The following is a 22,648-nucleotide window of genomic DNA, read 5'->3' as shown; positions in this document are numbered from 1 at the left end:
AGCAGGGGTGTGCGATGAAGAATTCAGAAAAGGCGACGAGCGGCGGCGAGCCGAAGGCCGAATCGAATCGTGGCCGGTTCAGTTTCAGCGTGATGTTGCTGGCCGCTCTCATCATCGGTGGCGGCGGCACGGCGGCCTGGGCGGCGAAGGCGAAGAACGACCTGTCCGCCACGCCCGCCGCGCAGAATCTGGCGTTGACCGATACCGCGCGCACCAGTGATGTGAAAGGCCAAGTGGCCAGCGCGGTCTCGACGGTGTTCTCGTACAGCTACGCCGATACCGCCAAGACGGAACGCGCGGCACAGAAGCTTCTCACGGGAAAAGCGGTACAGCAGTACAACCAGATGTTCGCCCGAGTCCGGCAGCAGGCTCCGCAGATGAAACAGGTGCTGACGACCACCGTCACCGACGCGGCAGTCGTCACGCTCAAGCCGGACTCGGGGCGCCTGCTGGTGTTCGCCGACCAGCGCAACACGAGCATCGGCGACACCGGGAAAAAGGACCCCAAGGACAAATCCACGGGAGGAGGTAAGACCGCCGCATCGGCCGCCGTCTTCGCCGTCGAGGTCGTCCGCGACGACGGAATCTGGAAAATCACAGGCATCGATACTTTCGGTGCGTAATCCATTCGCACGACGAATTCACGGATCCATTTTTGTCACTTCGAGGGAAGTGCAGGCCACCTTCGGCCAAACTTCCCCAATGGGGGCCTTGTGACGATTTGGAGTATCGGGATTCAATGAATTACCCGCAGGTAATACGAGAAAACGGAGGTCCCGCCCCCATGAAGCTCCGGATGAAGAGAACCGCCACTGTTCTGTTCGCCGCCGGCGCCGCGGCCGCCCTGACCGCGGGCCTGGCACCCACCGCCTCCGCGGCCCCCGTCCGGGCCGCCGCCGACGACCCCATCCCGACGTTCGACTTCTCGGACTGCCCGAAGCTGCCTGCCGGCGCCAAGAAGGAGGCGTCGTACTGCATCAACGTGGTCGTCACCAGCGGGAAGCTCATCACGGGCAACATCGCCAACGACGTCACCGAGCCGATCAAGATCACCTATTCGAGTGTCGTGCTCGAGGACAACACCTACAAGACGATCTTCGGTGCCATGAAGACCAAGGAATCGAAGATGAAGGACGGGATCTTCAAGGACCCGTTCACCGAGGTCTGGGGCAAGGCCGAGTACGTCGGCGGGTTCACGGTCCAGCGGTTCAACATCACCATGGACATCAAGATGAACCTCACCCGGCCGTTCCTCCTCGTCGGCGGCTGCTCGATCGGCAGCAACAGCAACCCGATCAAGCTGAAGCTGGTCACCGGCACGACCAACCCGCCGCCGCCGAACACGCCGATCACCGGCAAGAAGTACACGGTCCTGTCGACCAGCCCGCATGTGGCCAGCCTGACCCACGTCGACAACTCGTTCGAGGTGCCCGGCGCCACCGGCTGCTGGCTCGACACCCCGCTGCGCCTGGTCAGCGGTCTGGTCAACAGCCAGGCCGGTCTCCCGGCCGCGGCCGGCAAGAACACCGTGATCTTCAACGAGTACCTGAGCCAGAAGAGCTACTCCGAACTCGGCTGACGCCGGCCGCCCAGCGGCCGATCCCCGGCCCTTGACCAGCGCGCACACACCCCCACGTGCCTGGCAGGGCCTGCCAGGCGGCAGAGGAGAAAGACCGGTAAGGGACCCCCGCCCGACCGCGTTCCCTCCTCTGCCGCCCGGTTCTACGGCGGCACCTCCGACAGCCCCTGACGCGGCCCCTCCCCAGCCCCGCCCTCCGCCATGCCATGAGGAACCCCTGACCGGGCCGCGCCTTCGACAGACCACCCCGAAGGCGCGGCCCTTACCACCGTCGGAACGGCCAGAGCCGCACTACCCGCCCAAAAACGACACGGCGCAGCCGCACCTTGCGGAAGTGACCCATCCCAGGCAGAGGCGAGCGATGCTGCCAGGGCAGCACGCCCCTGGCCGGGACGACGCAACGATCGCGGGTCGACGCCTCCCTGGCCGAGGCGCTGCGAGCGGTCGCCGACGGGGCGGAGAAGCCCACCCTGCTGAGCCGGGTGGAGGTCGCAGGGCCGGAGCCGATGGACGCGCGGGAGCTGGCGTGGTGCTGGCGCTCGATCACCGGACGGCGGGCTCTGGTCATCGGCGTGCCGGTGCCCGGTCGGCTGGGTAGAGCGCTGCGGTCGGGCGCGCAGACGTTCGCAGCCTGGCTGACCGAGGCGCGTCATGGATGACCTGACCCGGGCGTTCGAGGCCGAGCGACCGCGGCTGCTGCGCGTCGCGTACGCGACGACCGGGTCGCTGGCCGAGGCCGAGGGCTGCGTCCAGGAGGCGTGGCTCCGGCTCAGGAGCGTGGCCGATCCGGGCGAGATTCACGATCTGGCGGCGTGGCTGACGACGGTGGGACGGCTCGCGCTGAACGTGCTGGGCAGCGCCCGCGTGCGGCGGGAGGGGACGTGGTTGCCCGAGCCGCTCGTGGCCACCGGCGACCCGGCCGAACGCGTCACGCTGGACGAGTCGGTGAGCATGGCGCTCCTGGTCGTCCTGGAGCAGCTCTCACCCGCGCAGCGCACGGCCTTCCTGCTGCACGACGTGTTCAGCCTGCCGTTCGACGAGATCGGGGGGACGCCCGCGGCGGTGCGGCAACTCGCCTCGCGGGCCCGGCGTGAGGTCGAGCAGGGCAGCCCGCGATTCCCACCGACGCCCGACGAGCAGCGCGAGCTCGCCCTGGGCGACGAGGACGGCGGTGTGTCGGTCGCCGCCTTCACCATGGACCACGGCCGGATCACCGCCATCGACATCATCCGCAACCCCGACAAACTCACCGACATACCCTTCCCCGCCTGACCTCATTGCCGACCACGCTTCTGGCCGCCGCTGGAAAGGTCACCCCGGCGCCGACACCGAAGGGGTTCCGGCCGGTGCTGCGCGGCCCCGCCACCCGCGGCTGCCTTGGCGCGTTGGTGACGCCGTCCACGGCTGGCGGTTGCGGGCGCGTCGGGCGGTGCTGCCTGTTGATGGCGAGGGTCAGCTTGTGGTGGGGAGTTCGCCGGATCTCCAGACGGGGGCGACCGCGACGCTGGAGAAGCGCCAGCCGGCGGGGGTGCGGGTGGCGCCGAAGCGGTAGCGCTCGCCGATGGTCAGGTCCGGCTCGGGGGAGTCGGCGGCGCGGACGAAGGTGGCGATCAGGTTGGCGCGGACCGAGGCCCGGTCGCCGTCCAGCTCGATGAGGGCGTTCGAGGTCACGTGCTGGGTGTGCGCGAACTGGTCGTGGACGCGGTGCGCGTGGGCGGCGAGCGCCTCGAGCCCCTGCGATCGTCCGCTCTGCGTCTCGACCGTCGCGTCCGCGGTGAAGATCGAGGCCGCGTCGTCGAACCGTTGCTCGTCCATCCACAGGCTCTGGCGGGCGAGCAGGTCGGTGAGCTCGGCGCGGTCGATCAGTTGCTGGATGGGGTCGGTCTTCATGGCTGCTCCGTTAGTCGAATAAACATTTGTGGCGCTAACGGTATAGCGTTAGTCTGACTAACGCAAGGCGGTAGCATCGTCGTCATGAGCACCACGGACGACCGTCGGCGGCCGGGGCCGCCCGCGCGGTTGCGGGGTCTGCCCAGCAGGCTCCTGACGCAGGCCGCGATGCACGCCGACCGGTTGACGACCGAGGGGCTCGCGCGGGAGGAGGCGCACAAGTGGCACTACGCAGTGCTCGCCTCGCTTGAGGAGTTCGGGCCGGCGAGCCAGGCGGGCCTGAGCCGGCGCACTGGGATTTATCGCAGTGACCTGGTCGCCGTCATCAACGAGCTCGCCGGGCGGGGTCTGGTCGAACGCGCTCCGGACCCCGTGGATCGCCGCCGCAACGTCATCACGATGACGGACGGGGGACGTGCGCAGCTCGGCAAGCTCGACGAGCTGATCGCGACCCTCCAGGCCGACCTGCTCGAACCGCTCAGTGAGCCGGAGCGGGAGCAGTTCGTCGGCCTGCTGGAGCGGCTCAACGATCATCATGGAAAGGAGCGTCAACTCTGGGTTGACGGTTCGCAAGCGTCAACCTAGTGTTGACGCATGCAGAGCAATGTACGTCTCGACGAGCTGATCGAGGCGATCAAGAGCGGGCCCTCCCCTGACGCCCTCGGGCAGTTGTCGGACGCGGTGCTCCTCGGCGAGCATCTCGGCGAGGTCGCCGACCATCTCATCGGCCACTTCGTCGACCAGGCGCGGCGGTCGGGCGCGTCCTGGACCGAGATCGGCACGAGCATGGGCGTCACCAAGCAGGCCGCCCAGAAACGCTTCGTGGCCAAGACCACCGATGTAGAGCAGCGCCTCGACCGCTTCACTCTGCGGGCCAAGGCCTGCGTGAAGGCCGCACACCGGGAGGCCGCCGAAGCACGCAACGCGCAAGTCCTGCCGGAGCACTTGTTGCTGGGGCTGCTCAGCCAGCCGGAGGCGATCGCCGCCAAGGCGATCCTGGCGCAGGACGTGTCGCTGGACGCCGTCCGGCAGGCCGCGATTCTCCCGCCGCCGGTCGACGACAAGGCGCCCGAGCCCATCCCCTACAGCGCGCAGGCGACCAAGGCGCTGGAGCTGACGTTCCGCGAGGCGCTCCGCCTCGGCCACAACTACCTCGGAACCGAGCACCTGCTGCTCGCGCTCCTCGAACTGGAGGACGGCACCGGGCCGCTCTCCGGCCTCGGCGTCGACAAGGCGGCCGCCGAAGCCTTCATCGCCGCCGCCCTCGCGAAGCTGTGACCGGGGGCCCGCTTCCCGGCGCGATCCAGCTGCCCGACGGCACCTGGGTGCGTGGCCGGGGCCTCAGGAATCCCCGTCCCGACGGAGAGCCCGATTTCGGCCTCTATCTCGGCTCGGACCGCCTCCGCCGCCGCCACGAGCCGACCCTGACCTGGTCCCACACGTGGATCGACTGGCCCGACTTCCTCCTGCCGCGCGACCGCGAGCAGGCGATCAAGGACATCCGGGCGTTGTACGAGCGGGCCCGGGACGGCGCGGCGGCCGAGGTCGCGTGCGGCGGCGGGGTCGGCCGCACCGGCACCGTCATCGCCTGCCTCGCCGTCCTCGCCGGAACGGCCCCGGCGGACGCCGTCGCCTGGACGCGCGCGAGCTACAACCACCGGGCGGTCGAGACCCCGTGGCAGCGCAAATGGGTGGTCGGCTTCCCGCCGCCCTAAGGCGCCGGTGGGCCAGAACGCTGCTGGGTTAGGACGCTCCGGCTTCCAGGTGTCGCTTGGCGAGCCGCACCTCTTCGCGCACGTCCGCGTTCAGGCGGCGGCGGAGGAGCGGCTCGGCCAGCCAGCCCAGCCAGGGTCTGAAGCGGTAGTTGAGCGTCCGGACCAGCCTGGTGCCGCCCTCGACCGGACTGCACACGAAGCTGGCGTCGAAGTCCGTCGTCAACCGCGACAGCCGGTTGGCCGGCGGTGGCGCGAGCTTGACGTCGACGCGTTCGCCGGGCGTCCGCCGCATCTGCGAGACCGTGGGCGGCCCTGGCAGCCCGGCGACGCTCGGCTGGAAGCAGAACTCGGTGAAGTCGCCATCACGGCGCACCCACCGGACCGGTCGTATCTTCTTGTCGATCTGGGCGTATCTCTCGGCGTCCATCACGAACTCCAGGAGCTCGTCCGGCGTGCATGAGATCGTCTCAGTGACCGTCACCGTGAGCATGGCTTCAGCCTAGGGGCGTTCCGCCGGTGATCCTGTCGGCCCCGCTCTCCGGCGTGACTAGGACAAAGTCGTTCCTCTGCCTATGGCAGCCTGGGGTGATGCTGGAAACGTCAGCCCGCCTGCTCAGGCTGCTGTCCCTGCTCCAGATGCACCGCGACTGGTCAGGGACGGAACTCGCCGAGCGGCTGGGCGTCACGACCCGGACCGTGCGGCGGGACGTCGGCCGGCTCCGCGAGCTGGGGTATCCGGTGCACGCCGCGATGGGCTCGCTGGGCGGCTACCGCCTCGGCGCCGGGGCCGCGCTGCCGCCGCTGCTCCTGGACGACGACGAGGCGGTGGCGGTCGCGGTCGGCCTGCGGACCGGCGCGGCGGGCGGGGTCGAGGGCATCGAGGAGCCCTCGCTCCGCGCCCTCAACAAGGTCGAGCAGGTCCTGCCGGCCCGCCTCCGGCACCGGCTCTCCGCCCTGGAGAAGGCGATGGTCGCGATCCCGTCCCGCAACGCGCCGTCGGTCGGCGCGGCCGTGCTCACCGAGATCTCCGCCGCCATCCGCGCCGCCGAGACGCTTCGTTTCGACTACGTCCGCCACGACGGCGCCGAGACCCGCCGCGACGTCGAGCCCCATCGCCTCGTCACCTGGGGCCGCCGCTGGTACCTCGTCGGCTGGGACGTCGAACGGGCCGGCTGGCGTACGTTCCGCGCCGACCGGATGGCCCTCCGCACGCCCAACGGCCCCCGGTTCGCCCACCGTGAGCCGCCCGACGGGGACGTGACCGCGTACATGAGGAGGACGATGGGCCGCGACATGTGGCCCTACCACTGCAGCGTCATCCTGCACGCGCCCGCCGGACGGTTCGCCGGCCGGATCGACGGCACCGTGACCCCCGTCGACGAGCACCGGTGCAGGGTGGAGATGGCCACCGAGTCGTTCGATCTCGTCGTCTTCGTCATCGGCATGCTCGACGTCGGTTTCGAGGTGGAGTCGCCGCCGGAGCTGAAGGCCCACCTGCGCAAGCTCTCCGCCCGCTTCGGCGACGCCGCCGGAACGGGCGAATGATCGAACCGCGCGAAGAAAGTGGGAACCACGACGCCGCGTCCGGCTGAGAAGGGGTGAAACCCTCGGAGAGGAGCCCCCATGAATGGACGTGGTTCATGTTGACCGCGCCCCTCGATACCCCTGCCTCTTCGGAGCACGAGAGCGACGCCGCGCTGGTCCGGCAGTCGCTGTCGCAACCGGAGAGGTTCGCCGCCGTCTTCGACCGGCACAGCGACGACGTCTACCGTTACGTCGCGCGGCGGCTGGGCCCGGAGACGGCCGAGGACGTCGTGGCCGAGACGTTCCTGACCGCGTTCCGCAAGCGCGGCCGCTACGACCTCGACCGGCCCGACGCCCGCCCCTGGCTGTACGGGATCGCGACCAACCTCATCCGGGCGCACCGGCGCACGGAGGTCCGCCGTAACCGCGCGCTGGCCCGCAGCAGGGAACGGGAGGCGGCCGAGTCGTTCGACGACCGCAGCGCGGCCCGCGTCACGGCCGAGCGGCTCCAGCCACGGCTGGCCGCGGTGCTCGCCCAGCTCTCGGCGGCCGACCGGGATCTGCTGCTGCTCATCGCCTGGGCGGACCTGAGCTACGAGGAGGCGGCGCAGGCGCTCGGCGTGCCGATGGGCACGGTCCGGTCGCGGCTGCACCGCGTCCGCAAGAAGATGCGCCGCGCGCTGGGCGGCGGCAACCCGATGGCGACGAACGAGGAGTCCCTGGCATGAGCGACGACGAGATCACGATCTTCCGGGACGCGCGTCCCGAGGTGCCGCCGTACGAGCCGGCCGCCAAGGCGCGGGCCCGGGCCCGGCTGCTGGACGCCCGGGCGCAGCGGTCGCGCCGCTCGTTTCGCCTTCCGCGGCTGACGTCCGCTCAGGGCCTTCTCGCCGTGGGCGCCGCCACGGCCGTCCTGGTCGCCGGGCCGACCCTGCTCATCAAGAACCTCGGCAAGGACGACGGGCCGGGCCGCCCCGGACGGTCCCAGGTCTTCGGGGCGGGCGCCGCCAAGGACGACCGTCCCCGCCCCGGCCAGTGGTCGTACACCAAGCATCTGGACGCCTCGTCCTCCAAGGGCACCGGCGGAGCGCTGTTCGGCCCGCCCGACGTCCGCTCCATTCGCGAGAGCTGGCGCAGCGTGGACGGCAAGCAGACGGCGTTCATGGAGAAGGGCAAACTGAAGACCCGGGCCATGAACGGGGTGGAGCGGAGGTCCGGCGGGGGCACGAGCCAGGCGGTGGTGAATTCGTCGCCGCCTTCGGACTACCCGTACCTGCTCTCCCTGCCGGCCGAGCCCGCCGCGCTGCTCGCCGAGATCGGCCGGATCATCGACAAGGAGTACGGCCGCGAGAAGCCGACCGCCGGGCAGCGCACGGCCCGGACGTTCGAGATCATGGAGATCTTCCTGCGGGACGCGGCGCTGCCGCTCAAGCAGCGATCCGCGATGTACGGCGCGCTCAGGACGCTTCCCGGCGTCAAGTTCGAGCAGAAGGCCGCCGACATCGCCGGCCGCCGCGGCGTGACGTTTTACATCATCGAAGAGGGCTACCTGCGGCGGGAGACCATGTTCGACCCGGTCACCTTCCAGTACCTCGGCTTCCGCGCCATCGCCATCCGCGATCACGTCAACAAGGCGCTCGACGGTGAGCGGCTCTACAAGAAGGGGCACATCCTCGGCTGGAGCGGCCTGATCAAGGTCGGCTTCGTCGACAAGCCGGGCCAGCGGCTCTGATGGCCATACGAGGCCAGGATGCCGGGCGGCCCTAGATCGGCCGTTCCCCCGCTCGCAGAATGATCGTGTGTCGCAGGAGGTGCGAACCCCGGATCCGGTACGGCTCCTGGTGGTCGGAGCCGTGCTGCTCTGCGCGATCGGCACGCTCGGCGTGGTGTCGAACGCCTGCGCGCCGCTGGACAAGGTCGGCCGTGCCCCGGGCATCGCCGACCTTTTCCGCATCAACGCGGGCCGGATCTCCGTGGCGGCGGCGATCGCGATGGCGCTGGCGACGATCCTCGGACTGCTGGCCCTGCGCTGGTCGGTGCGGCGGAGCTGGCCGTGGCTGGTGCTCGCCGGAGTCCTCCTGACGCTGCCCACCGAGTACGCCCATCTGATCGCGCCATCTGACCTCACTCCCGGCGGTCCCGTCGACCGGACGATCTCGGCGCTGACGACGGGCGCCGCGCAGCTCGTGCTCGTCGGCACGCTGGGCGCGGGCATCCGCCTCTGTGACATCGGCGCGCGCGGCGTCGGAGCGGCTCTGATCGGCGCGGGCTTCGGCGCGCAGATCTTCGGGGCGAGCACGGACGTGTCGTTCGCGCGCACGCTGCTCCCCGAACCCGGTGGCCTGTTCCCGAACGCGGGGGAGTCCCTCAAGCAGCTCCAGCACGACGGGATGATCCTCGCGGCGATCGGCGGGGCGTTCCTCCTGATGGTGCTGCACCGCAACTATGGCGACCGGCCCGAACTGGCCGACCCCGACCCCGACCCCGATCCCGGCCCCGGGCTCCGCGTGACGCTCGCCGGATCGGCGGCCATGCTCGCCCTGATCCCGGCCGCTCTCCTGGCCGACTTCCGCACCTACACCGGCACCGGCTCGCTGCTCCTGCTCACGACCGCCGCCGTCTGCGCGATCGCCGCGGGCCTGCGCGTCGCGATCGCCACGGCCGTGGTGGCGGCGGCGCTCACCGGAATCTCGGGCCCGGCGGCCGGGCTCATCAGCGTCGAGAGCTTCCAGCCCGTCCGGCTGTGGTTCTGGATCGCGTTCGGCGTCGTGGCAGGCGGAATCGCCGCCTACTCCTCCCGGCGCGACTGGTCGGCCGCGATCTGCTGCGGGGTCGCCGCGGTGCTCCTGCCGCTGGCGGCCGGCCGGCCGAACCCGGCGAACGCCCTGCTCCTCGGCCTCCTCGTCGCCGGAGTCACAGCACTGATCGGCTCCATCGGCGTCTGGGCGGACCCGTCGTCCCCGGCGGTCCTGGGCGCACTGGCCGTCCCCGCGGTCCTCGGCGGCCACGGGCTGCTGATCCTCAACGGGGACGCCGCCGCCCGCAGCGACGAGAAGGCCCAGCTGCTCGACGAACGCCTGTGGATCTACATCGTCCTGCTCCTGCTGGCCGCGGCCGCGATGGCCGTGCTGGCCTCTCGCGAGGCCAGGACCGCGGCTCCCGTCTCGTCCTGAGACCGGCCGCGGAATCCCTTCTGCGGTGTGGATCACCTGGATAGCCTGAGCGGGTGCTTCTTGGAGTGAACGTCCCCAACTTCGGTCCCGGCACCGACCCCGCGATGCTGCGCAGCTGGGCGCAGACGATCGAGGGTTTGGGCTTCGGCCTCCTCATGGTCTCCGACCACGTCGCGGTGACGCCCGACGTGGCCGAGCAGTATCCGGCGCCGTTCTACGAACCCTTCACGACCCTGTCCTACCTGGCCGGCGTCACCACCCGGGTCCAGCTCGGCACCACCGTGCTGATCGTCCCGTATCGTCACCCGCTGCTCGTCGCCCGCATGGCCGCCAACCTCAACCAGCTCAGCGGCGGCCGGCTGATCCTCGGCGTGGGCGTCGGCTGGGCGAAGCAGGAGTTCGAGGCGCTCGGCGTGCCGTTCGAGAAGCGCGGGAAGCTGACCGACGAGCATCTCCAGGCCATCCGCGCCGCCTGGCAGGACGAGTACGACTACCGCAGTGGACCGCTCCCCATCTGGGTCGGCGGCAACAGCGACGCCGGGTTGCGGCGCGCGGTGCGGTTGGGCGACGCCTGGCACCCGCTGCGCTTCACCCTGCCCTGGCTGAAGGAGGCGCTGGAGCGCCTGGCGGCCATCGCGGACGAGGAGCAGAAGCCGGTCCCGCCCCTGGCGCCCCGCATCTGCCTGCGCCTTACCGGCAAGCTGGTCACCGGCCCCGACCGGAAGGCCGGCGAGGGCACGATCGACCAGGTCATGGAAGACCTGGAGCAACTGCGCCGCCTCGGCGCCCGCACCGTCCTGCTCGACCCGTTCAACGGCGACCCGGACGAGACCCTCCACCCCGAACACTCCTGGCAGGCACTGGCGACCGTGGCCGCCAACGTACGAACGGAAACGACGTGATCGACGAGAAGCTCCTCCGCCGCGCCATCGACCTCGCCGCGCAGGCCCGCGAGTCCGGCGACCCCCCGTTCGGCTCGCTCCTCGCGGCCGCCGACGGCACGATCCTCCGCGAGGAACGCAACTCGACCATCACCGACGGCGACATCAGCCTGCACCCCGAGCTGAAGCTGGCCGTGTGGGCCGCCCGCGAGCTCGACGCCGAGACCGCGGCGGCAACGACGCTCTACACCAGCTGCCAGCCGTGCAACATGTGCACCGGTGCCATCGAACGCTCCGGTCTCGGCCGCGTGGTCTTCGCCCTCTCGAACGAGCAGCTCGCCCCCCTCAAGCCAGGCGGCGGCTTCCCGCCCGTCCCCCAGGAAGGCCCCGCTCTTCTCGACGAGGCCCGCGTCCCTGTCGAGGGTTACTACTGATCCATCTAGGCCGGAAACTGGCCTAATCGCCTCCTAGCGTGGAGTCACACGTTCGAACCACGCAGGAGGCGCACATGCCGGTCAAGGCGATCCCCGAGGGCTACACCACCGTCACACCGTGGATCATCTCCCGTGACACCGCGGCGGTCATCGACTACCTGGAGCGGGCGTTCGGCGCGGAGGAGATCGGCCGCGTCGTCGACGCGCGCGGCCGCATCGGGCACGCGGAGGTCCGGATCGGCGACGCGATCGTGATGCTGTTCGACGGCGACCCGAGCTGGCCGGACACCCCCGCGTTCCTCCGGCTGTACGTGCCGGACGCGCACGCCACGCAGCGCCAGGCCATCGAGGCGGGCGGCGTCCTGGTCTCGGAGGTCACGCACCTGGCCTTCGGTGACCTGGTCGGCCGCGTCCGCGACCCGTTCGGGAACCTCTGGTGGATCCAGACGCGCATCGAGGACGTGACGGAGGAGGAACTGGCCCGCCGCTTCGCCGACCCCGAGTTCACCAAGGCGATGGAGTACATGCAGCGCCCCGAGACGCCCTTCTTCGCCGATCGCTAGCCGCGTGGCCCACGACCGCGAGACCCGTCAGTCGTGGGCGGTGGCGTCCGGGTGGACGGCGTCGCGGATGACGCGCAGGCCGGCGACGAGGCCGTCGAGCTGGTCGGGGGTCAGCAACCCGGTGAACCACCGCTCGATCGTGTCCAGGTAGCCCGGCAGGACCTGCTCCAGCCGTTCGGCGCCCTCGGGGGTGAGGGCGGCATAGGTGGCGCGCCGGTCGCCGGGGAACGACTCGCGGCGCACCAGCCCGCCGCGCTGGAGGCGGTCGACCAGCCGGGTGACGCCGCTGGTGGACAGCGCGGTCTGGGCGGCCAGGTCGCTCATGCGCAGCCGCTGCCCGGGCGACCGGCGCAGCCGCATCAGCGCATTCAGATCCAGCCCGGACAGGCCGCCCTTCCGCCAGGCGGGCTCCAGCTTGGCCACCAGCCCGTCGTGCGCCTCGAAGAGCAGGCCCATCGTGGTCACGCGCGGGTCGTCGAAGAGGTCCTCGGTCACGGCGGCAGTCTACTTGACGCGCGGATAGTTGACGCGCGGAATAAATTGGGTTACTTACTTGCTCAGTGGATATTCCGCACAGCAACTAACTGGAGGACCGATGTTCGCCATCACGCAGCACTCGTTCGGCGGCCCGGAGGTACTGGTCGGCATGGAGGCAGAACGTCCCCGGCCCGGACGCGGGGAGGTCCTCGTCCGCGTCCGGGCGGCAGGCGTCAACCCTGTCGACGCCGCCATTCGCGCGGGGCACTTCCCGCTTTTCCCCGAACCCCCGTCCGTGCTCGGCTGGGACGTCGCGGGCGTGGTCGAGGCCGTGGGGGAGGGCGTCACGCGGCTCGCGGTGGGCGATGAAGTGTTCGGCCTGCTGGACTTCTCCCAGGAGGCGGGCGCGTACGCGGAGTACGCCGTGGCTCCGGCCGAGGATCTGGCGCCCAAGCCGCAAGCCCTCTCGATGGCCGAGGCCGGCGGCCTGCCCATGGCGGCGCTCACGGCGTGGCAGTCGCTGGTGGGCATCGCGGGCGTCCAGTCCGGGCAGCGGGTCCTGATCCACGCCGCCGCCGGCGGGGTCGGTCACCTGGCCGTGCAGATCGCCAAGGTCCGCGGCGCCCATGTCATCGCCACCGCGCGCGAGGCCAATCATGCGTTCCTCAAGGAGCTCGGTGCCGACGAGCTGATCGACTACACGGTGACCGACTTCGCCGCCGAAGCCGCCCCCGTGGACGTGGTCTTCGACCTGGTCGGCGGCGAGTACGCCCCGCGCTCGCTAAGCGTGCTCCGTCCGGGTGGGCTCCTGGTCACCGCCATCGGCCACAACCCGGGTCTGACGGCGGACGAGGCGGAGGCGCAGGGAATGCGCTTCGCGTCCGTGTTCGTCAAGCCCTCCGGTGCCGACCTGGTCAGCCTCGGCGTCCTGGCGGAGGAGGGCAAGCTGCGCGTGCACGTCGAGCGTGAGCTTCCGCTCGCGGAGGCCGCCGAGGCGCACACGCTCGCCGCGACGCGGAGCTCCAAAGGCAAGACCGTCCTCATCCCCTGACGCGGGCGGGAGAAAATCGCGGCCACTAGTCTGGGCCCGACCGCGACCAGGGGAGATCGAGCATGAAATACATGATCATCATTTACGGCAACCAGGAGCTCTGGGAGTCGTTCAGCCCCGAGGAGTGGAAGAGGACGGTCGCCGAGCAGGACGCGTTCAACCTGAAGTACAAGGAGAGCGGCGAGCTGCTGGGCGCCTACGGCACCGGGGACGTCCAGCAGGCCAGGACGGTCCGTGTGCGGGACGGCGTCGCGGCCGTGACCGACGGCCCCTACCTGGAGACCAAGGAGCATCTGGCCAGCTGGTGCATGATCGAGGTGCCGGACGAGCGGCGGGCGCTGGAGATCGCCGCCGAGATCCCGCACGCCTCGCTCCGCGCGGTGGAGGTCTGGCCGATCATGCACGAGGCCTCCTGGAACAGGCCGTGAGCGACGAACCCGCCGAGGAGCTCGCCGGGGAATCCCTGGAGGACCTGCTGCGCCGCCTCGCGCCGCAGGTCCTCGGGGCGCTGATGCGGCGGTACGGGCAGTTCGACACCGCCGAGGACGCCGTCCAGGAGGCCCTGCTCGCGGCCGCCACCCAGTGGCCGGCGGAGGGCGTCCCGGACAACCCGTACGGCTGGCTGCTCACCGCCGCGACCCGGCGGTTCATCGACTGGGTGCGCAGCGACGCGGCCCGCAGGCGGCGCGAGGACGCCGACATGGTCGCCGTCCCGCCGTCGGAGCTCGTCGCGCCCGGCGCCGACGAGGAGCCGGCCGGCGAGCACGACGACAGCCTCAAGCTGCTGTTCCTGTGCTGCCACCCGTCGCTGTCGCCGCCCTCGCAGATCGCGCTGACACTGCGCGCGGTCGGCGGGCTGACCACCGCCGAGATCGCGCACGCGTTCTTCGTGCCCGAGGCGACCATGGCGCAGCGGATCAGCAGGGCCAAGCAGAGCATCCGCAAGGCGGGCGCGACGTTCGGCCTGCCGCCCGCCGGTGAACGCGCCGAGCGTCTCAAGGCCGTGCTGCACGTGCTCTACCTGATGTTCAACGAGGGCTACACCGTCACCGCGGGTCCCGACCTGCAGCGCGACGACCTGACCGCCGACGCGCTGCGGCTGGTGCGGCTCGTCCACCGGCTGCTGCCGGACGACGGGGAGGTGGCCGGCCTGCTGGCGCTCATGCTGCTCACCGAGGCGCGGCACGACGCCCGCGCGAACGACGACGGCTCGCTCGTCCCGCTCGCCGAGCAGGACCGCGGCAGGTGGGACCGCGGCCTCATCGCCGAGGGCGTCGCCCTCATCAGCGCGACGCTGGCCGGCACCCGCGAGCTGGGCCCCTACCAGATCCAGGCCGCGATCGCCGCCGTGCACGACGAGGCCGGCCGCGTCGAGGACACCGACTGGCCGCAGATCCTGGCGCTGTACGGGCTGCTCGAACGCGTCGCGCCGAGCCCCATGGTCACGCTGGCCAAAGCCGTCGCCGAGGCCATGGTCAGCGGCCCCGGCGCCGGACTCGCCGCCGTCGGCGAGCTGGAGTCCGACGACCGCATGGCCCGCCATCACCGGCTCCACGCCGTGCGGGCGCATCTGCTGGAGATGGCCGGCCGCCGCGAGGACGCCCTCGACAGCTACCGCACCGCGTCCCGCTACGCGACGAGCGTCCCGGAGAAGCGGTACCTCGACAACCAGGCCGCCAAGCTCGCCAACGCCTGAGAGCGCGCACGCCTGAAAGCGTGAACACCAGAGAGCGCGCACGCCTGAGCGGCGCCTCTAGAACGCGGCGATCGTGCTGGGGGCCCGTTCGGCCCGGCTCAGGGCGCGCATGACCGGAGTGAGGCCGTGCCTGCGCACCGCCAGCCGCGTCAGGAGCACCGCGACGGCGTCGGCGGCCTCGGGGGAGGCGGTCAGCGTCGGCACGCCGACGCTGACCGCGAGGTCGTCGGAGTGCACGGTGAGCTCCATGGTCCGGGTGACGAGGAAGTCGTCGAGGAGGAGCGACCAGCCGTTCCACGGCATGTGCACGGTGCGGTCGGCGGGCTCGTCCGGCAGCACGGTCCGCAGCTCGGCCACGATCTCGCGGGCGTGCCCGGCCGTCCGCTCCGGGCCCTCGGCGGCGAGTTCCTCGCCCCGGCGGCGGAGCGCCACGTTCGGCTCGTCGTCCAGGCCGGCCTCGACCCAGGACGCGCGGGCGTAGTGGTCGAGCAGCCCGATGGGCTCCTCGGCCGGAGTCGCCATGACGGTCGGCACGCAGAAGATCTGGAACGCCAGATGCGCGGCGAGGCCGCCCACCGTGAAGTCGGCCAGCGCGCTCGGCTGCTTCCACGCCGCGGCGACGGCGGGATCGGCGAGGAGGCCGACGGCGCTCTCCGCGGCCCCGAGGTAGGTCTCTCTGGTCGTCATCGACCAGAAACTACTTGATCGGGGCGAACAGCGGGCGGAGCCCGGCGATGAGCTGGCGGATCACTGGACGCTGCTCGGCGGGCGTGCGGCCGCGCAGGTTCATGACCGGGTCGAGCCCGTCGTAGTAGGGCGAGAGTGCCAGAAAGGGAAGCGCCATCAGCATCAACGTGGCCATCACCTCCAGGTCGGCGTCCTCGCGGATGTCGCCGCGTTCCTGCCAGAGCTCGAAGGTCGGGTGCAGGACCTGGAGGTAGTGCTGGTTGGCGGTGTCGCGCACGACCGACCGCACCGCGTTGTCGAGCTCGAAGTTGGTGGCGGCGGTGACGGCCCGTTCGAGCGGGTGGTCGGCCATGTACTCGGTCCACTCGCACAGCACGTCGAACAGCCACTCCTCGAAGGACTGCTCGAAGTCCAGCCGGGCGATCCGCCGCTCCATCTCCTCCCGGATCCGCCGCGACGTCTCGTCGCAGACGAACGCGAAGAACTCCAGCTTGTCGCTGAAGTACTGGAACAGCGAGCCCTTGGCGATGCCGGCCTCGCGGGCGATCGTGTTGAGGCTTCCGGTCGAGTAGCCGTGGTCGCCGAACTCGCGCATCGCGACCTCGAGCACGCGTTCCCGCTTGGCCACGTTGAGCCGGAACCAGGTGGACGTCGGCATGGGGGCGGGGGATCTCCGTTGTGTGCGAGCGGCCGTGCGGTGTCGGGAAACGTGCGGTGCCGGGAAAGTCGTACGGTGTCAGGGGAGCTGTCAGTACGAGGGTAACGCGCCTAGCGCGCGAGGCGGATCAGGATACGGCAGACCTCGTCGATGATTTCGGTGGCCTCGCCCTCGTCGTCGGCGAGCGCGATCTCCCGGCCCGCCTCGCCGATGACGGTCGTCAGGACGAGGCTCAGAACCTGGGTGGCGCGGTCGCCGTCGTGTCCCCGCAGGAGTCTGGTGTTCTGCCCGATCCACTGGCGCGCGCGGCCGCGGCGCATCAGCGAGAACCCGGACGGCCCCTCGCCCCCGTGGAACAGCCGCGCCGCCTCGCGCTGCTCCCAGCAGACCTCCAGGTACGCGCGGGCCCCGGCGATGAACAGCGTGATCGGGTCGTTCTCGCCCTCCTTGCGGGCGGCGGCCACCGCGCTCGCCGCGCTGCGTTCCTGCTCGCTGGTGAGCTCCTCCCACAGCGCGAGGTACAGCCCGGCCTTGCCGCCGTAGTGGTGGTAGAGGCTGCCGACGCTGATCCCGGAACGTTCGACGATCTCGGCTATGCCCGCGTCGGCGTAGCCGCGGTCGGCGAAGACCTCCTGCGCCGCCGTCAGCAGCGCCTGCCGGGTCGCGTCCGCCCGTGCCCACTGCCGCCCGCCCGGCGCCTCCCCCGCGCCGTTCGGCTGGCCCGTCCTGCTCGTCCGCATCTCTCCATCGTCTCGCATGGGCGACGGAATCAGCACCACCGCCGGCCGGTGTCAGCACGAGCGGTGTCAGTACCAGTTGTGCGCCTGCCACCACGACCAGGCGCCGCACGGGTCCTTGTAGCGGGCCTTGATGTAGCCGAGGCCCCAGGCGATCTGGGTCGGGGAGCTGGTCCGCCAGTCGGCGCCCGCGCTGGCCAGCTTGTCTCCGGGGAGGGCCTGCGGGATGCCGTACGCGCCGCTGGACGGGTTGACGGCGCGCTCGTTCCAGTTGCTCTCGTGCTCCCAGAGCGTCTTCAGCGAAGGCCAGCAGCGGTCCCACCCCTTGAGAGCGTTCATCTTCTTGCCGAACGCGCGGTTCTGAGCCGCGCTGGGGTTGGACTTGGCGAGCCGTTCGCGCTCCTTCTGGGCTTCGAGCTTCTTGCGGGCGGCGGCGTCGCGCTTGGCCTTCTCCTTCAGCTCCTTGAGATCCTTCTGCTGCTGCTCGTACGCGCGCTTCTTGGCCACGGCGATCGCGTCGGCGGCGATCGGGTCCATGTCGGAGCCGTTCATCATGGCGAGCATGTCGTTGGCCGTCATGCCCTCGCTCGCCCCCTTCGGGGCGCCCTTCTTGCCACTGAGCCGTTCGAGGTCGACCAGCACCACCGCCGCGAAGATCACGCCGAGGGCCACCACGGTGATCGTGATGTTGCTGGTGAGCACGCGCCGGATCAGGCCCGGCCCCCGGGGCTCGGCGGGCATCGGCGCTCGCGCGTCCCGCTCCGCCGAGCGCCGCCGGGAGGAGGACGCCGGGGGCCGTTTGCGGGTGCCATGACTCTGAGGCATGGAAATAGAGTGCCTTATCGCCGGGATTGTGCCGTCGTTGATCCGTACGCACGGTACGTCACGCGGGGTTCACCCGCGTCCGGCGGGTCATGCGGGCTCACCCGCGTTCCGGCCTAGAGCTCGTGATCACCGATGGCGAGGCGCGCCGGTTGCAGTGCGTCGAAGATGCTTTCGTGCATGTCCGCGAGCGCGGCGAGCGCGCCGTCGGGGGCCTCCAGCGCCTTGTTGACCGCGCCCGCGCGGTCGAGGCCGGCGTCGGTGATCTGGACGAGGGTGGCCCGGCGGTCGCGGGGGTGCCGGGCCCGGGTGACCAGGCCCGCGGCCTCCAGCTGGTCGACGGTCAGCTTGACCGACGTCGGGTGCATCATCAGGATCCGGCCGAGCGAGCTCAACCGGGCACGGCCGTTGGTGGTGAGCGCCAGCGTGGTCAGCAGGAAGTAGCCGGTCCTGCTCAGTTCGAGCTTCTTCAGCTCCGTGTCCAAGGCCTTCTTCACGAACTGGTTGAGGCGGCTGAGGGAGCCGATCGCCATGAAGGCCCAGGGTTCGCCCGGGAGGCCCTGGCCCTCCCAGCGGTCATGGATGCCGGCAACCAGGGGATCTACACGGCCTTGTGTCTCGGTTCGCACCCGGCTGATCGTAGCTTCGGACAAATCAGGATGTAAGTACTCGCTTCCTAGACCTTATTCCAATAGAGTGCTCCAAATCACAGGCGGCGCCTGAAGTTGTCAAGCGATGCCAAAGCGCCGCCTGTGGTCATCGGATGGGCGCCAACGTCCGAGACAGAAGGAGGCTGGAGTGACCCTTCCACCTGCCCCCGACGGGGAGGGTTCCGGCTAATGGCCCTGAGCCTGAACAAGGCCCCGGACCTGGCTCGCAGACGCGTCGAGCGCTCGCTCGACGAGACCGGCCTGCTCGCCGTCACCTTCCTGGAGGGGATCCGCAGGACCTGGGACGTCCGCCAGTGGTGGGGCGAGTTCATCGAGCAGTGCTGGTTCCTCGCCCGCGTGACGAGCGTGCCGGTCATGCTGATCGCGGTGCCGCTCGGCGCCACCATCTCGCTGCAGGTCGGCGACATCGCCCGCCAGCTGGGGGCCGCCTCCGGCACCGGCGCGCTGCTGGTCGCCGCGATGATCCAGCAGGTCGCGCCGCTCGCCGCCGCGCTGCTGGTGTCGGGCGTCGGCGGCTCGGCCATCACCTCCGACATGGGGGCCCGCAACATCCGCGACGAGCTCGCCGCGATGGAGGTCATGGGCATCAACCCCGTCCACCGCCTGGTGACCCCCCGGCTGTGGGCGGCGAGCACGGTCTCGATGCTGCTCTGCTCGGTCGTGATCCTGGCCGGCGTCCTCGGCGGCTACTACTTCAACGTCATCCAGCAGGGCGTCAGCCCCGGCGCCTTCTTCGACGGCGCCACCTCCCTGCTGCAGCTCTCGGACCTGCTGATCACCCTGTTCAAGGCGTGGATCTTCGGATTCATCGCCGCCGCGGTGGCCTGCTACATGGGCATGAACTGCGACTACGGCCCGGTCGGCGTCGGGCGCGCCGTCAACCAGGCGGTGGTGGTCACCTCGATCGTGGTGTTCGCGACCAACTACGTGCTCACCATGATCTACCAGGTCCTCTTCCCCCCGAGGTTTTGATGGTCGCCATTTCCCCCGTACGCAGGCTCGGCCGGGCGGTCTCGAACCGGTCGGCGGGCTTGGCCGCCTCGGCCAACCTCCCGATCTTCCTCGGCCGGGTGCTCTACCACCTGTTCTTCGACATCGTCCTGCGCCGCAAGTACGGCAAGACCCTGGTGAAGCACGTCAGCGACATCACCATCGGCGTCGGCGCGCTGGTGATCGGCGGCGGCATGATCTTCGTCATCTCGACGATGTCGCTGGCCACCGGCGCGATGGTCGGGCTGCAGGGGTATCCGGGCCTGGAACGCATCGGCGCGGAGGCGTTCACCGGGCTGGTGGCCAGCTACTCCAACGTGCGCGAGGTGACCCCGATCATCGCCGGGGTCGCGCTCGTCGCCCAGGTCGGCACCGGCTTCACCGCCGAGCTCGGCGCGATGCGGATCTCCGAGGAGATCGACGCGCTGGAGGTCATGGGCATCAACTCCCTGGCCTACCTGGTGTGCACCCGCGTCGCGGCGGGGGTCATCGCGCTGGTGCCGCTCTACCTGGTGTCGCTGTTCATGGCCTTCTGGGCCACGCGGTTCATCACCATCCAGTACTTCGGTCTCTCGCCCGGCATCTACGACTACTACTTCCACCTCTACCTGCCGCCGATCGACGTGTTCTACAGCGTCATCAAGGTCGCGGTGTTCGCGTTCATCATCATGTTCGTCCACTGCTACCGCGGCTACTACGCGGCGGGCGGCCCGGTGGGCGTCGGGGTCGCGGCGGGACGGGCGATCCGCGAGTCGACCATCCTCATGATCCTCATGAATCTCGTCCTCTCGTACATCTTCTGGGGGCACGGCAGCACGGTGAGGTTGACGGGATGAAGGAGCGAAGCGAGTTCATCCCGGCTGTTCTTGCCGGGGGGTGTGGGGGGTCGTCCCTCCACGAGGAGGCCGGATGAGCGAGGAGGCCGCATGAGCGAGGAAGCACTCTCCAGTACCTCCCGGCTGGCCTTCGGCCTGGTCGGCGCGGGCGTCATCGCCGCCGCCGCCACGTTCGTGATCGTCGGCTCGCAGGCCGGTACCGGCGGCTCGACGTACTACACCGCCACCTTCGGCCGGGCCGGGCAGGGCCTCGACCCCGGCAAGTCGGACGTGAAGGTCCGCGGGATCACGGTCGGCACGGTGCAGAGCGTCCAGCTCGACAAGACGGGCAAGGTGGCCGTGCGGCTGCGGGTCGACAAGGGCGTCAAGATCGCCGACACGGCCAGCGCCCGGATCGAGCCGGTCTCGGTGTTCGGCCCCAAGGACGTGGCGCTGGACCTCGGCGCGCACGAGATCGGCGGGCCCTACCTGCGCGACGGCGGCACGGTCGCCAAGACCACCGATCCCCAGGAGCTGTCCGACACGGCCTGGCCCGCGTACCGGCTCACCAAGGCGATCAACCCGGACGAGGTGGCCGCGATCGTCCACACGTTCGGCGCCGGGCTGTCCGGGCAGGGGCCGGCGCTGCGCCGCACGATCGACAACGGCGGCAAGGTGATCGACGCCGCGCACGCCAACCGCACGGTGATCCAAAGCCTGATCAACGACGTCGGCCTGCTGGGCGGGACGCTCGGCGGCAAGGGCGGCACCTGGACGGCGTTCACCCGTGACTTCAACCAGCTCTCTCCCGCGCTGAACGGCCGGCCCGACAAGGTCGCGCAGCTGCTGGACGAGGCGGGCGAGCTCGCCGACCGGGTCGGCACGTTCGCCGACCAGCACGGCGGCAACTTCAGCACGTTCATCGACGGAGCGAGCGACGCCGCCCGGGTGATGGCCCGGGAGCGGCGCAACCTGCCGGTCCTGCTCGACAGCCTGAACGGGTTCTTCGGCCTGCTCGGCCAGATCATCCGGGTGCCGGGTCCGGAGGGCTCGCTGCTGGCGCAGGCCAGGACGTCGCTGCCGCTCGACCTGTGCGGCATCTTCGTCGACATATGCCCGCAGAAGTCGGCGAAGACGGCGTTCGACCAGAAGACGAACCCGAACGCCGGCACCGGCAAGCCGAAGGCGGGGGCCCGCCCATGAGCCTGTTCGGCCGCAAGACCGGGCGCGGGCCCCAATGGGGCGTGACGGCCAAGTTCGCCGTCTTCGTCGTGCTCACCGGACTGCTGACGTTCTTCATCGGCCAGCAGATCCTCGGGACGAGCTTCAACAAGCGCTACAAGCTGACCGCGACCTTCGACGACGTCACCGGGCTGCTGGAGGGCGACATCGTCAAGGTCGCCGGCACCCCGGTCGGCCAGGTGTCGAGCATCAAGGTCAAGCAGGGCAAGGCCGTCGTCGGGATGGAGATCGACGACGAGGTCAGGGTGCCCGACGACTCGACCGCCGCGATCCGCTGGCGCAACGCGATGGGGCAGCGGATCGTCTACCTCGAACCGGGCACCAGCCAGGCCAAGCTCTCGCCCGGCGCGCGGGTGCCGAGGACGCGGTCGGTGGTCGACCTCGGCGACATCGTCAACAGCCTCGGCCCGATCACCCGCAACCTCGACCCGGCCCAGATCAACAAGATCCTCTTCTCGTTCTCGCAGGCGCTGGACGGCAACGAGCAGAACATCAACCTGATGATCCAGAACCTGGACGGGCTGCTGCGGACCTTCGCCGTCCGCAAGGCGACCCTCCGGACGATGATCAAGGACTACGAGACGGTCACCGGCGCGGTGGCCGTGCGCGACCGCCAGATCGCCGCGAGCGTCGACAACCTCGCGGAGCTGGCCAAGGTGTTCGCGAACAACCGCAAGCTGCTGGAGAACGCGGTCGTCGAGGTCGCCGGCGTCACCACCAACCTCAACCAGGTGCTCGGCGGCAACGACGCGCAGCTCGCCAGGATCGTGGGCAACCTCGGCAAGTTCGCCGAGACGTTCCGGATCAACGTCGACAACCTGGAAAAGATGGTGCAGAACCTCCCGCTGACGTTGCGGCAGCTCTTCGCCGCCGCCAACGGCGGGCACTACCTGCGCACGAACGCGCTGTGCCTCAACATCGTGCAGGGGCCGTGTCCCTTCCCGATGCAGTTCCCGAAGGACACGGGCTCGCAGGCGCAGGGGCCGTCCCAGGCGGACCTCGCCAAGCTCAAGGCGATGCTCCAGGGCAAGGGGGTCGGCTGA

Annotated in this window: 29 protein-coding genes; 21 read left to right on the top strand and 8 right to left on the bottom strand. The window is 70.3% G+C overall.

The window, feature by feature from the left end; genetic code table 11:
• Positions 1 to 14 precede the first annotated feature (14 nt).
• The 4 genes from ACGFNU_RS31915 (at position 15) to ACGFNU_RS31900 (ending at position 2,851) form a co-directional block, all read left to right on the top strand.
• A complete protein-coding gene (locus ACGFNU_RS31915) occupies positions 15 to 623 on the top strand; it encodes a hypothetical protein (RefSeq protein WP_392599619.1) in 609 nt (202 codons plus the stop codon).
• Between the two features lie 173 nt (positions 624 to 796).
• On the top strand, positions 797 to 1,579 hold the full coding sequence (locus tag ACGFNU_RS31910) for a hypothetical protein (RefSeq protein ID WP_392599617.1): 783 nt from the start codon (positions 797 to 799) through the stop codon (positions 1,577 to 1,579).
• 482 nt (positions 1,580 to 2,061) lie between these two features.
• Complete coding sequence (locus tag ACGFNU_RS31905) at positions 2,062 to 2,238, top strand: hypothetical protein (protein WP_392599615.1); 177 nt, start codon at positions 2,062 to 2,064, stop codon at positions 2,236 to 2,238.
• A complete protein-coding gene (locus ACGFNU_RS31900) occupies positions 2,231 to 2,851 on the top strand; it encodes a sigma factor (RefSeq protein WP_392599613.1) in 621 nt (206 codons plus the stop codon). Before ACGFNU_RS31905 ends, ACGFNU_RS31900 begins: the two co-directional genes overlap by 8 nt.
• Before the next feature lie 180 nt (positions 2,852 to 3,031).
• Here the strand turns inward: ACGFNU_RS31900 and ACGFNU_RS31895 are convergent, their stop codons facing one another.
• Entirely contained in the window at positions 3,032 to 3,469 is a 438-nt protein-coding gene (locus ACGFNU_RS31895; RefSeq protein WP_392599611.1) for a nuclear transport factor 2 family protein, read from the bottom strand.
• An 84-nt stretch (positions 3,470 to 3,553) separates the two neighbouring features.
• Between ACGFNU_RS31895 and ACGFNU_RS31890 the strand changes: the two genes are divergently transcribed.
• Genes ACGFNU_RS31890 through ACGFNU_RS31880 form a run of 3 tightly spaced genes read left to right on the top strand, consistent with a single transcriptional unit; the run spans position 3,554 to position 5,184 of the window.
• The gene (locus ACGFNU_RS31890; protein WP_392599609.1) at positions 3,554 to 4,054 is read left to right on the top strand and encodes a MarR family winged helix-turn-helix transcriptional regulator; all 501 of its coding nucleotides are present in this window, start codon (positions 3,554 to 3,556) and stop codon (positions 4,052 to 4,054) included.
• A gap of 9 nt (positions 4,055 to 4,063) precedes the next feature.
• On the top strand, positions 4,064 to 4,747 hold the full coding sequence (locus ACGFNU_RS31885; RefSeq protein ID WP_392599607.1) for a Clp protease N-terminal domain-containing protein: 684 nt from the start codon (positions 4,064 to 4,066) through the stop codon (positions 4,745 to 4,747).
• Entirely contained in the window at positions 4,744 to 5,184 is a 441-nt protein-coding gene (locus tag ACGFNU_RS31880) for a protein-tyrosine phosphatase family protein (protein WP_392599605.1), read from the top strand. The genes ACGFNU_RS31885 and ACGFNU_RS31880 overlap by 4 nt, the downstream gene beginning before the upstream one ends.
• A 28-nt stretch (positions 5,185 to 5,212) precedes the next feature.
• Here ACGFNU_RS31880 and ACGFNU_RS31875 read toward each other — a convergent pair whose 3' ends face one another.
• Complete coding sequence (locus ACGFNU_RS31875) at positions 5,213 to 5,674, bottom strand: SRPBCC family protein (protein ID WP_392599603.1); 462 nt, start codon at positions 5,672 to 5,674, stop codon at positions 5,213 to 5,215.
• 98 nt (positions 5,675 to 5,772) lie between these two features.
• Here ACGFNU_RS31875 and ACGFNU_RS31870 point away from each other — a divergent pair, with 98 nt between their 5' ends.
• The 7 genes from ACGFNU_RS31870 to ACGFNU_RS31840 all read left to right on the top strand — a co-directional run bounded on the left by ACGFNU_RS31870 (position 5,773) and on the right by ACGFNU_RS31840 (position 11,759).
• Complete coding sequence (locus ACGFNU_RS31870) at positions 5,773 to 6,729, top strand: helix-turn-helix transcriptional regulator (RefSeq protein ID WP_392599601.1); 957 nt, start codon at positions 5,773 to 5,775, stop codon at positions 6,727 to 6,729.
• 95 nt (positions 6,730 to 6,824) lie between these two features.
• Positions 6,825 to 7,436, top strand: coding sequence for an RNA polymerase sigma factor (locus ACGFNU_RS31865; protein WP_392599600.1), 612 nt, complete (start codon positions 6,825 to 6,827; stop codon positions 7,434 to 7,436).
• The gene (locus tag ACGFNU_RS31860; protein ID WP_392599598.1) at positions 7,433 to 8,440 is read left to right on the top strand and encodes a CU044_5270 family protein; all 1,008 of its coding nucleotides are present in this window, start codon (positions 7,433 to 7,435) and stop codon (positions 8,438 to 8,440) included. Before ACGFNU_RS31865 ends, ACGFNU_RS31860 begins: the two co-directional genes overlap by 4 nt.
• A gap of 67 nt (positions 8,441 to 8,507) precedes the next feature.
• On the top strand, positions 8,508 to 9,881 hold the full coding sequence (locus tag ACGFNU_RS31855) for a hypothetical protein (RefSeq protein ID WP_392599596.1): 1,374 nt from the start codon (positions 8,508 to 8,510) through the stop codon (positions 9,879 to 9,881).
• A 53-nt stretch (positions 9,882 to 9,934) separates the two neighbouring features.
• Complete coding sequence (locus ACGFNU_RS31850) at positions 9,935 to 10,783, top strand: LLM class flavin-dependent oxidoreductase (RefSeq protein WP_392599594.1); 849 nt, start codon at positions 9,935 to 9,937, stop codon at positions 10,781 to 10,783.
• Positions 10,780 to 11,196, top strand: a complete 417-nt coding sequence (locus ACGFNU_RS31845) for a nucleoside deaminase (protein ID WP_392599592.1) — start codon at positions 10,780 to 10,782, stop codon at positions 11,194 to 11,196. The genes ACGFNU_RS31850 and ACGFNU_RS31845 overlap by 4 nt, the downstream gene beginning before the upstream one ends.
• 74 nt (positions 11,197 to 11,270) lie before the next feature.
• Positions 11,271 to 11,759 carry a VOC family protein gene (locus tag ACGFNU_RS31840; RefSeq protein ID WP_392599590.1) on the top strand — a complete coding sequence of 163 codons (489 nt, stop codon included), beginning with the start codon at positions 11,271 to 11,273 and terminating at the stop codon, positions 11,757 to 11,759.
• A gap of 27 nt (positions 11,760 to 11,786) precedes the next feature.
• On the opposite strand, the gene ACGFNU_RS31835 is transcribed toward ACGFNU_RS31840, so the two are convergent.
• Positions 11,787 to 12,254 (bottom strand): MarR family winged helix-turn-helix transcriptional regulator, encoded by a 468-nt coding sequence (locus tag ACGFNU_RS31835; RefSeq protein WP_392599588.1) that lies wholly within the window; start codon positions 12,252 to 12,254, stop codon positions 11,787 to 11,789.
• 100 nt (positions 12,255 to 12,354) lie between these two features.
• Between ACGFNU_RS31835 and ACGFNU_RS31830 the strand changes: the two genes are divergently transcribed.
• The 3 genes from ACGFNU_RS31830 to ACGFNU_RS31820 all read left to right on the top strand — a co-directional run bounded on the left by ACGFNU_RS31830 (position 12,355) and on the right by ACGFNU_RS31820 (position 14,983).
• On the top strand, positions 12,355 to 13,287 hold the full coding sequence (locus ACGFNU_RS31830) for an NADP-dependent oxidoreductase (RefSeq protein WP_392599586.1): 933 nt from the start codon (positions 12,355 to 12,357) through the stop codon (positions 13,285 to 13,287).
• 62 nt (positions 13,288 to 13,349) lie between these two features.
• Positions 13,350 to 13,715 carry a YciI family protein gene (locus tag ACGFNU_RS31825; protein WP_392599585.1) on the top strand — a complete coding sequence of 122 codons (366 nt, stop codon included), beginning with the start codon at positions 13,350 to 13,352 and terminating at the stop codon, positions 13,713 to 13,715.
• Positions 13,712 to 14,983: an RNA polymerase sigma factor gene (locus ACGFNU_RS31820; protein ID WP_392599583.1), complete on the top strand. Its 1,272-nt coding sequence runs from the start codon at positions 13,712 to 13,714 to the stop codon at positions 14,981 to 14,983. The genes ACGFNU_RS31825 and ACGFNU_RS31820 overlap by 4 nt, the downstream gene beginning before the upstream one ends.
• A gap of 57 nt (positions 14,984 to 15,040) precedes the next feature.
• Here the strand turns inward: ACGFNU_RS31820 and ACGFNU_RS31815 are convergent, their stop codons facing one another.
• From ACGFNU_RS31815 to ACGFNU_RS31795, 5 genes are all read right to left on the bottom strand, one after another.
• Entirely contained in the window at positions 15,041 to 15,670 is a 630-nt protein-coding gene (locus tag ACGFNU_RS31815; protein ID WP_392599581.1) for a maleylpyruvate isomerase N-terminal domain-containing protein, read from the bottom strand.
• 10 nt (positions 15,671 to 15,680) lie between these two features.
• Positions 15,681 to 16,328 (bottom strand): TetR/AcrR family transcriptional regulator, encoded by a 648-nt coding sequence (locus ACGFNU_RS31810; protein WP_392599579.1) that lies wholly within the window; start codon positions 16,326 to 16,328, stop codon positions 15,681 to 15,683.
• 110 nt (positions 16,329 to 16,438) lie between these two features.
• Complete coding sequence (locus ACGFNU_RS31805) at positions 16,439 to 17,068, bottom strand: TetR/AcrR family transcriptional regulator (RefSeq protein ID WP_392599577.1); 630 nt, start codon at positions 17,066 to 17,068, stop codon at positions 16,439 to 16,441.
• 66 nt (positions 17,069 to 17,134) lie between these two features.
• Positions 17,135 to 17,890 (bottom strand): lytic transglycosylase domain-containing protein, encoded by a 756-nt coding sequence (locus ACGFNU_RS31800; protein ID WP_392599575.1) that lies wholly within the window; start codon positions 17,888 to 17,890, stop codon positions 17,135 to 17,137.
• 113 nt (positions 17,891 to 18,003) lie between these two features.
• Positions 18,004 to 18,516 (bottom strand): MarR family winged helix-turn-helix transcriptional regulator, encoded by a 513-nt coding sequence (locus ACGFNU_RS31795; protein ID WP_392599573.1) that lies wholly within the window; start codon positions 18,514 to 18,516, stop codon positions 18,004 to 18,006.
• Positions 18,517 to 18,726: 210 nt separating this feature from the next.
• Here ACGFNU_RS31795 and ACGFNU_RS31790 point away from each other — a divergent pair, with 210 nt between their 5' ends.
• The 4 genes from ACGFNU_RS31790 to ACGFNU_RS31775 all read left to right on the top strand — a co-directional run bounded on the left by ACGFNU_RS31790 (position 18,727) and on the right by ACGFNU_RS31775 (position 22,648).
• Positions 18,727 to 19,530 carry an MlaE family ABC transporter permease gene (locus ACGFNU_RS31790; RefSeq protein ID WP_392599571.1) on the top strand — a complete coding sequence of 268 codons (804 nt, stop codon included), beginning with the start codon at positions 18,727 to 18,729 and terminating at the stop codon, positions 19,528 to 19,530.
• Entirely contained in the window at positions 19,530 to 20,384 is an 855-nt protein-coding gene (locus tag ACGFNU_RS31785; RefSeq protein WP_392599569.1) for an ABC transporter permease, read from the top strand. Before ACGFNU_RS31790 ends, ACGFNU_RS31785 begins: the two co-directional genes overlap by 1 nt.
• A 90-nt stretch (positions 20,385 to 20,474) precedes the next feature.
• On the top strand, positions 20,475 to 21,566 hold the full coding sequence (locus ACGFNU_RS31780; protein ID WP_392599567.1) for an MlaD family protein: 1,092 nt from the start codon (positions 20,475 to 20,477) through the stop codon (positions 21,564 to 21,566).
• Positions 21,563 to 22,648: an MCE family protein gene (locus ACGFNU_RS31775; protein WP_392599566.1), complete on the top strand. Its 1,086-nt coding sequence runs from the start codon at positions 21,563 to 21,565 to the stop codon at positions 22,646 to 22,648. Before ACGFNU_RS31780 ends, ACGFNU_RS31775 begins: the two co-directional genes overlap by 4 nt.

Origin of the sequence: Spirillospora sp. NPDC048911 (genome assembly GCF_043198015.1) — a bacterium.
In the GTDB taxonomy this organism is placed as follows: domain Bacteria; phylum Actinomycetota; class Actinomycetes; order Streptosporangiales; family Streptosporangiaceae; genus Spirillospora.
Note: the sequence above shows the minus strand (reverse complement) of the source record. Positions and strands in the feature narration are given on the sequence as shown.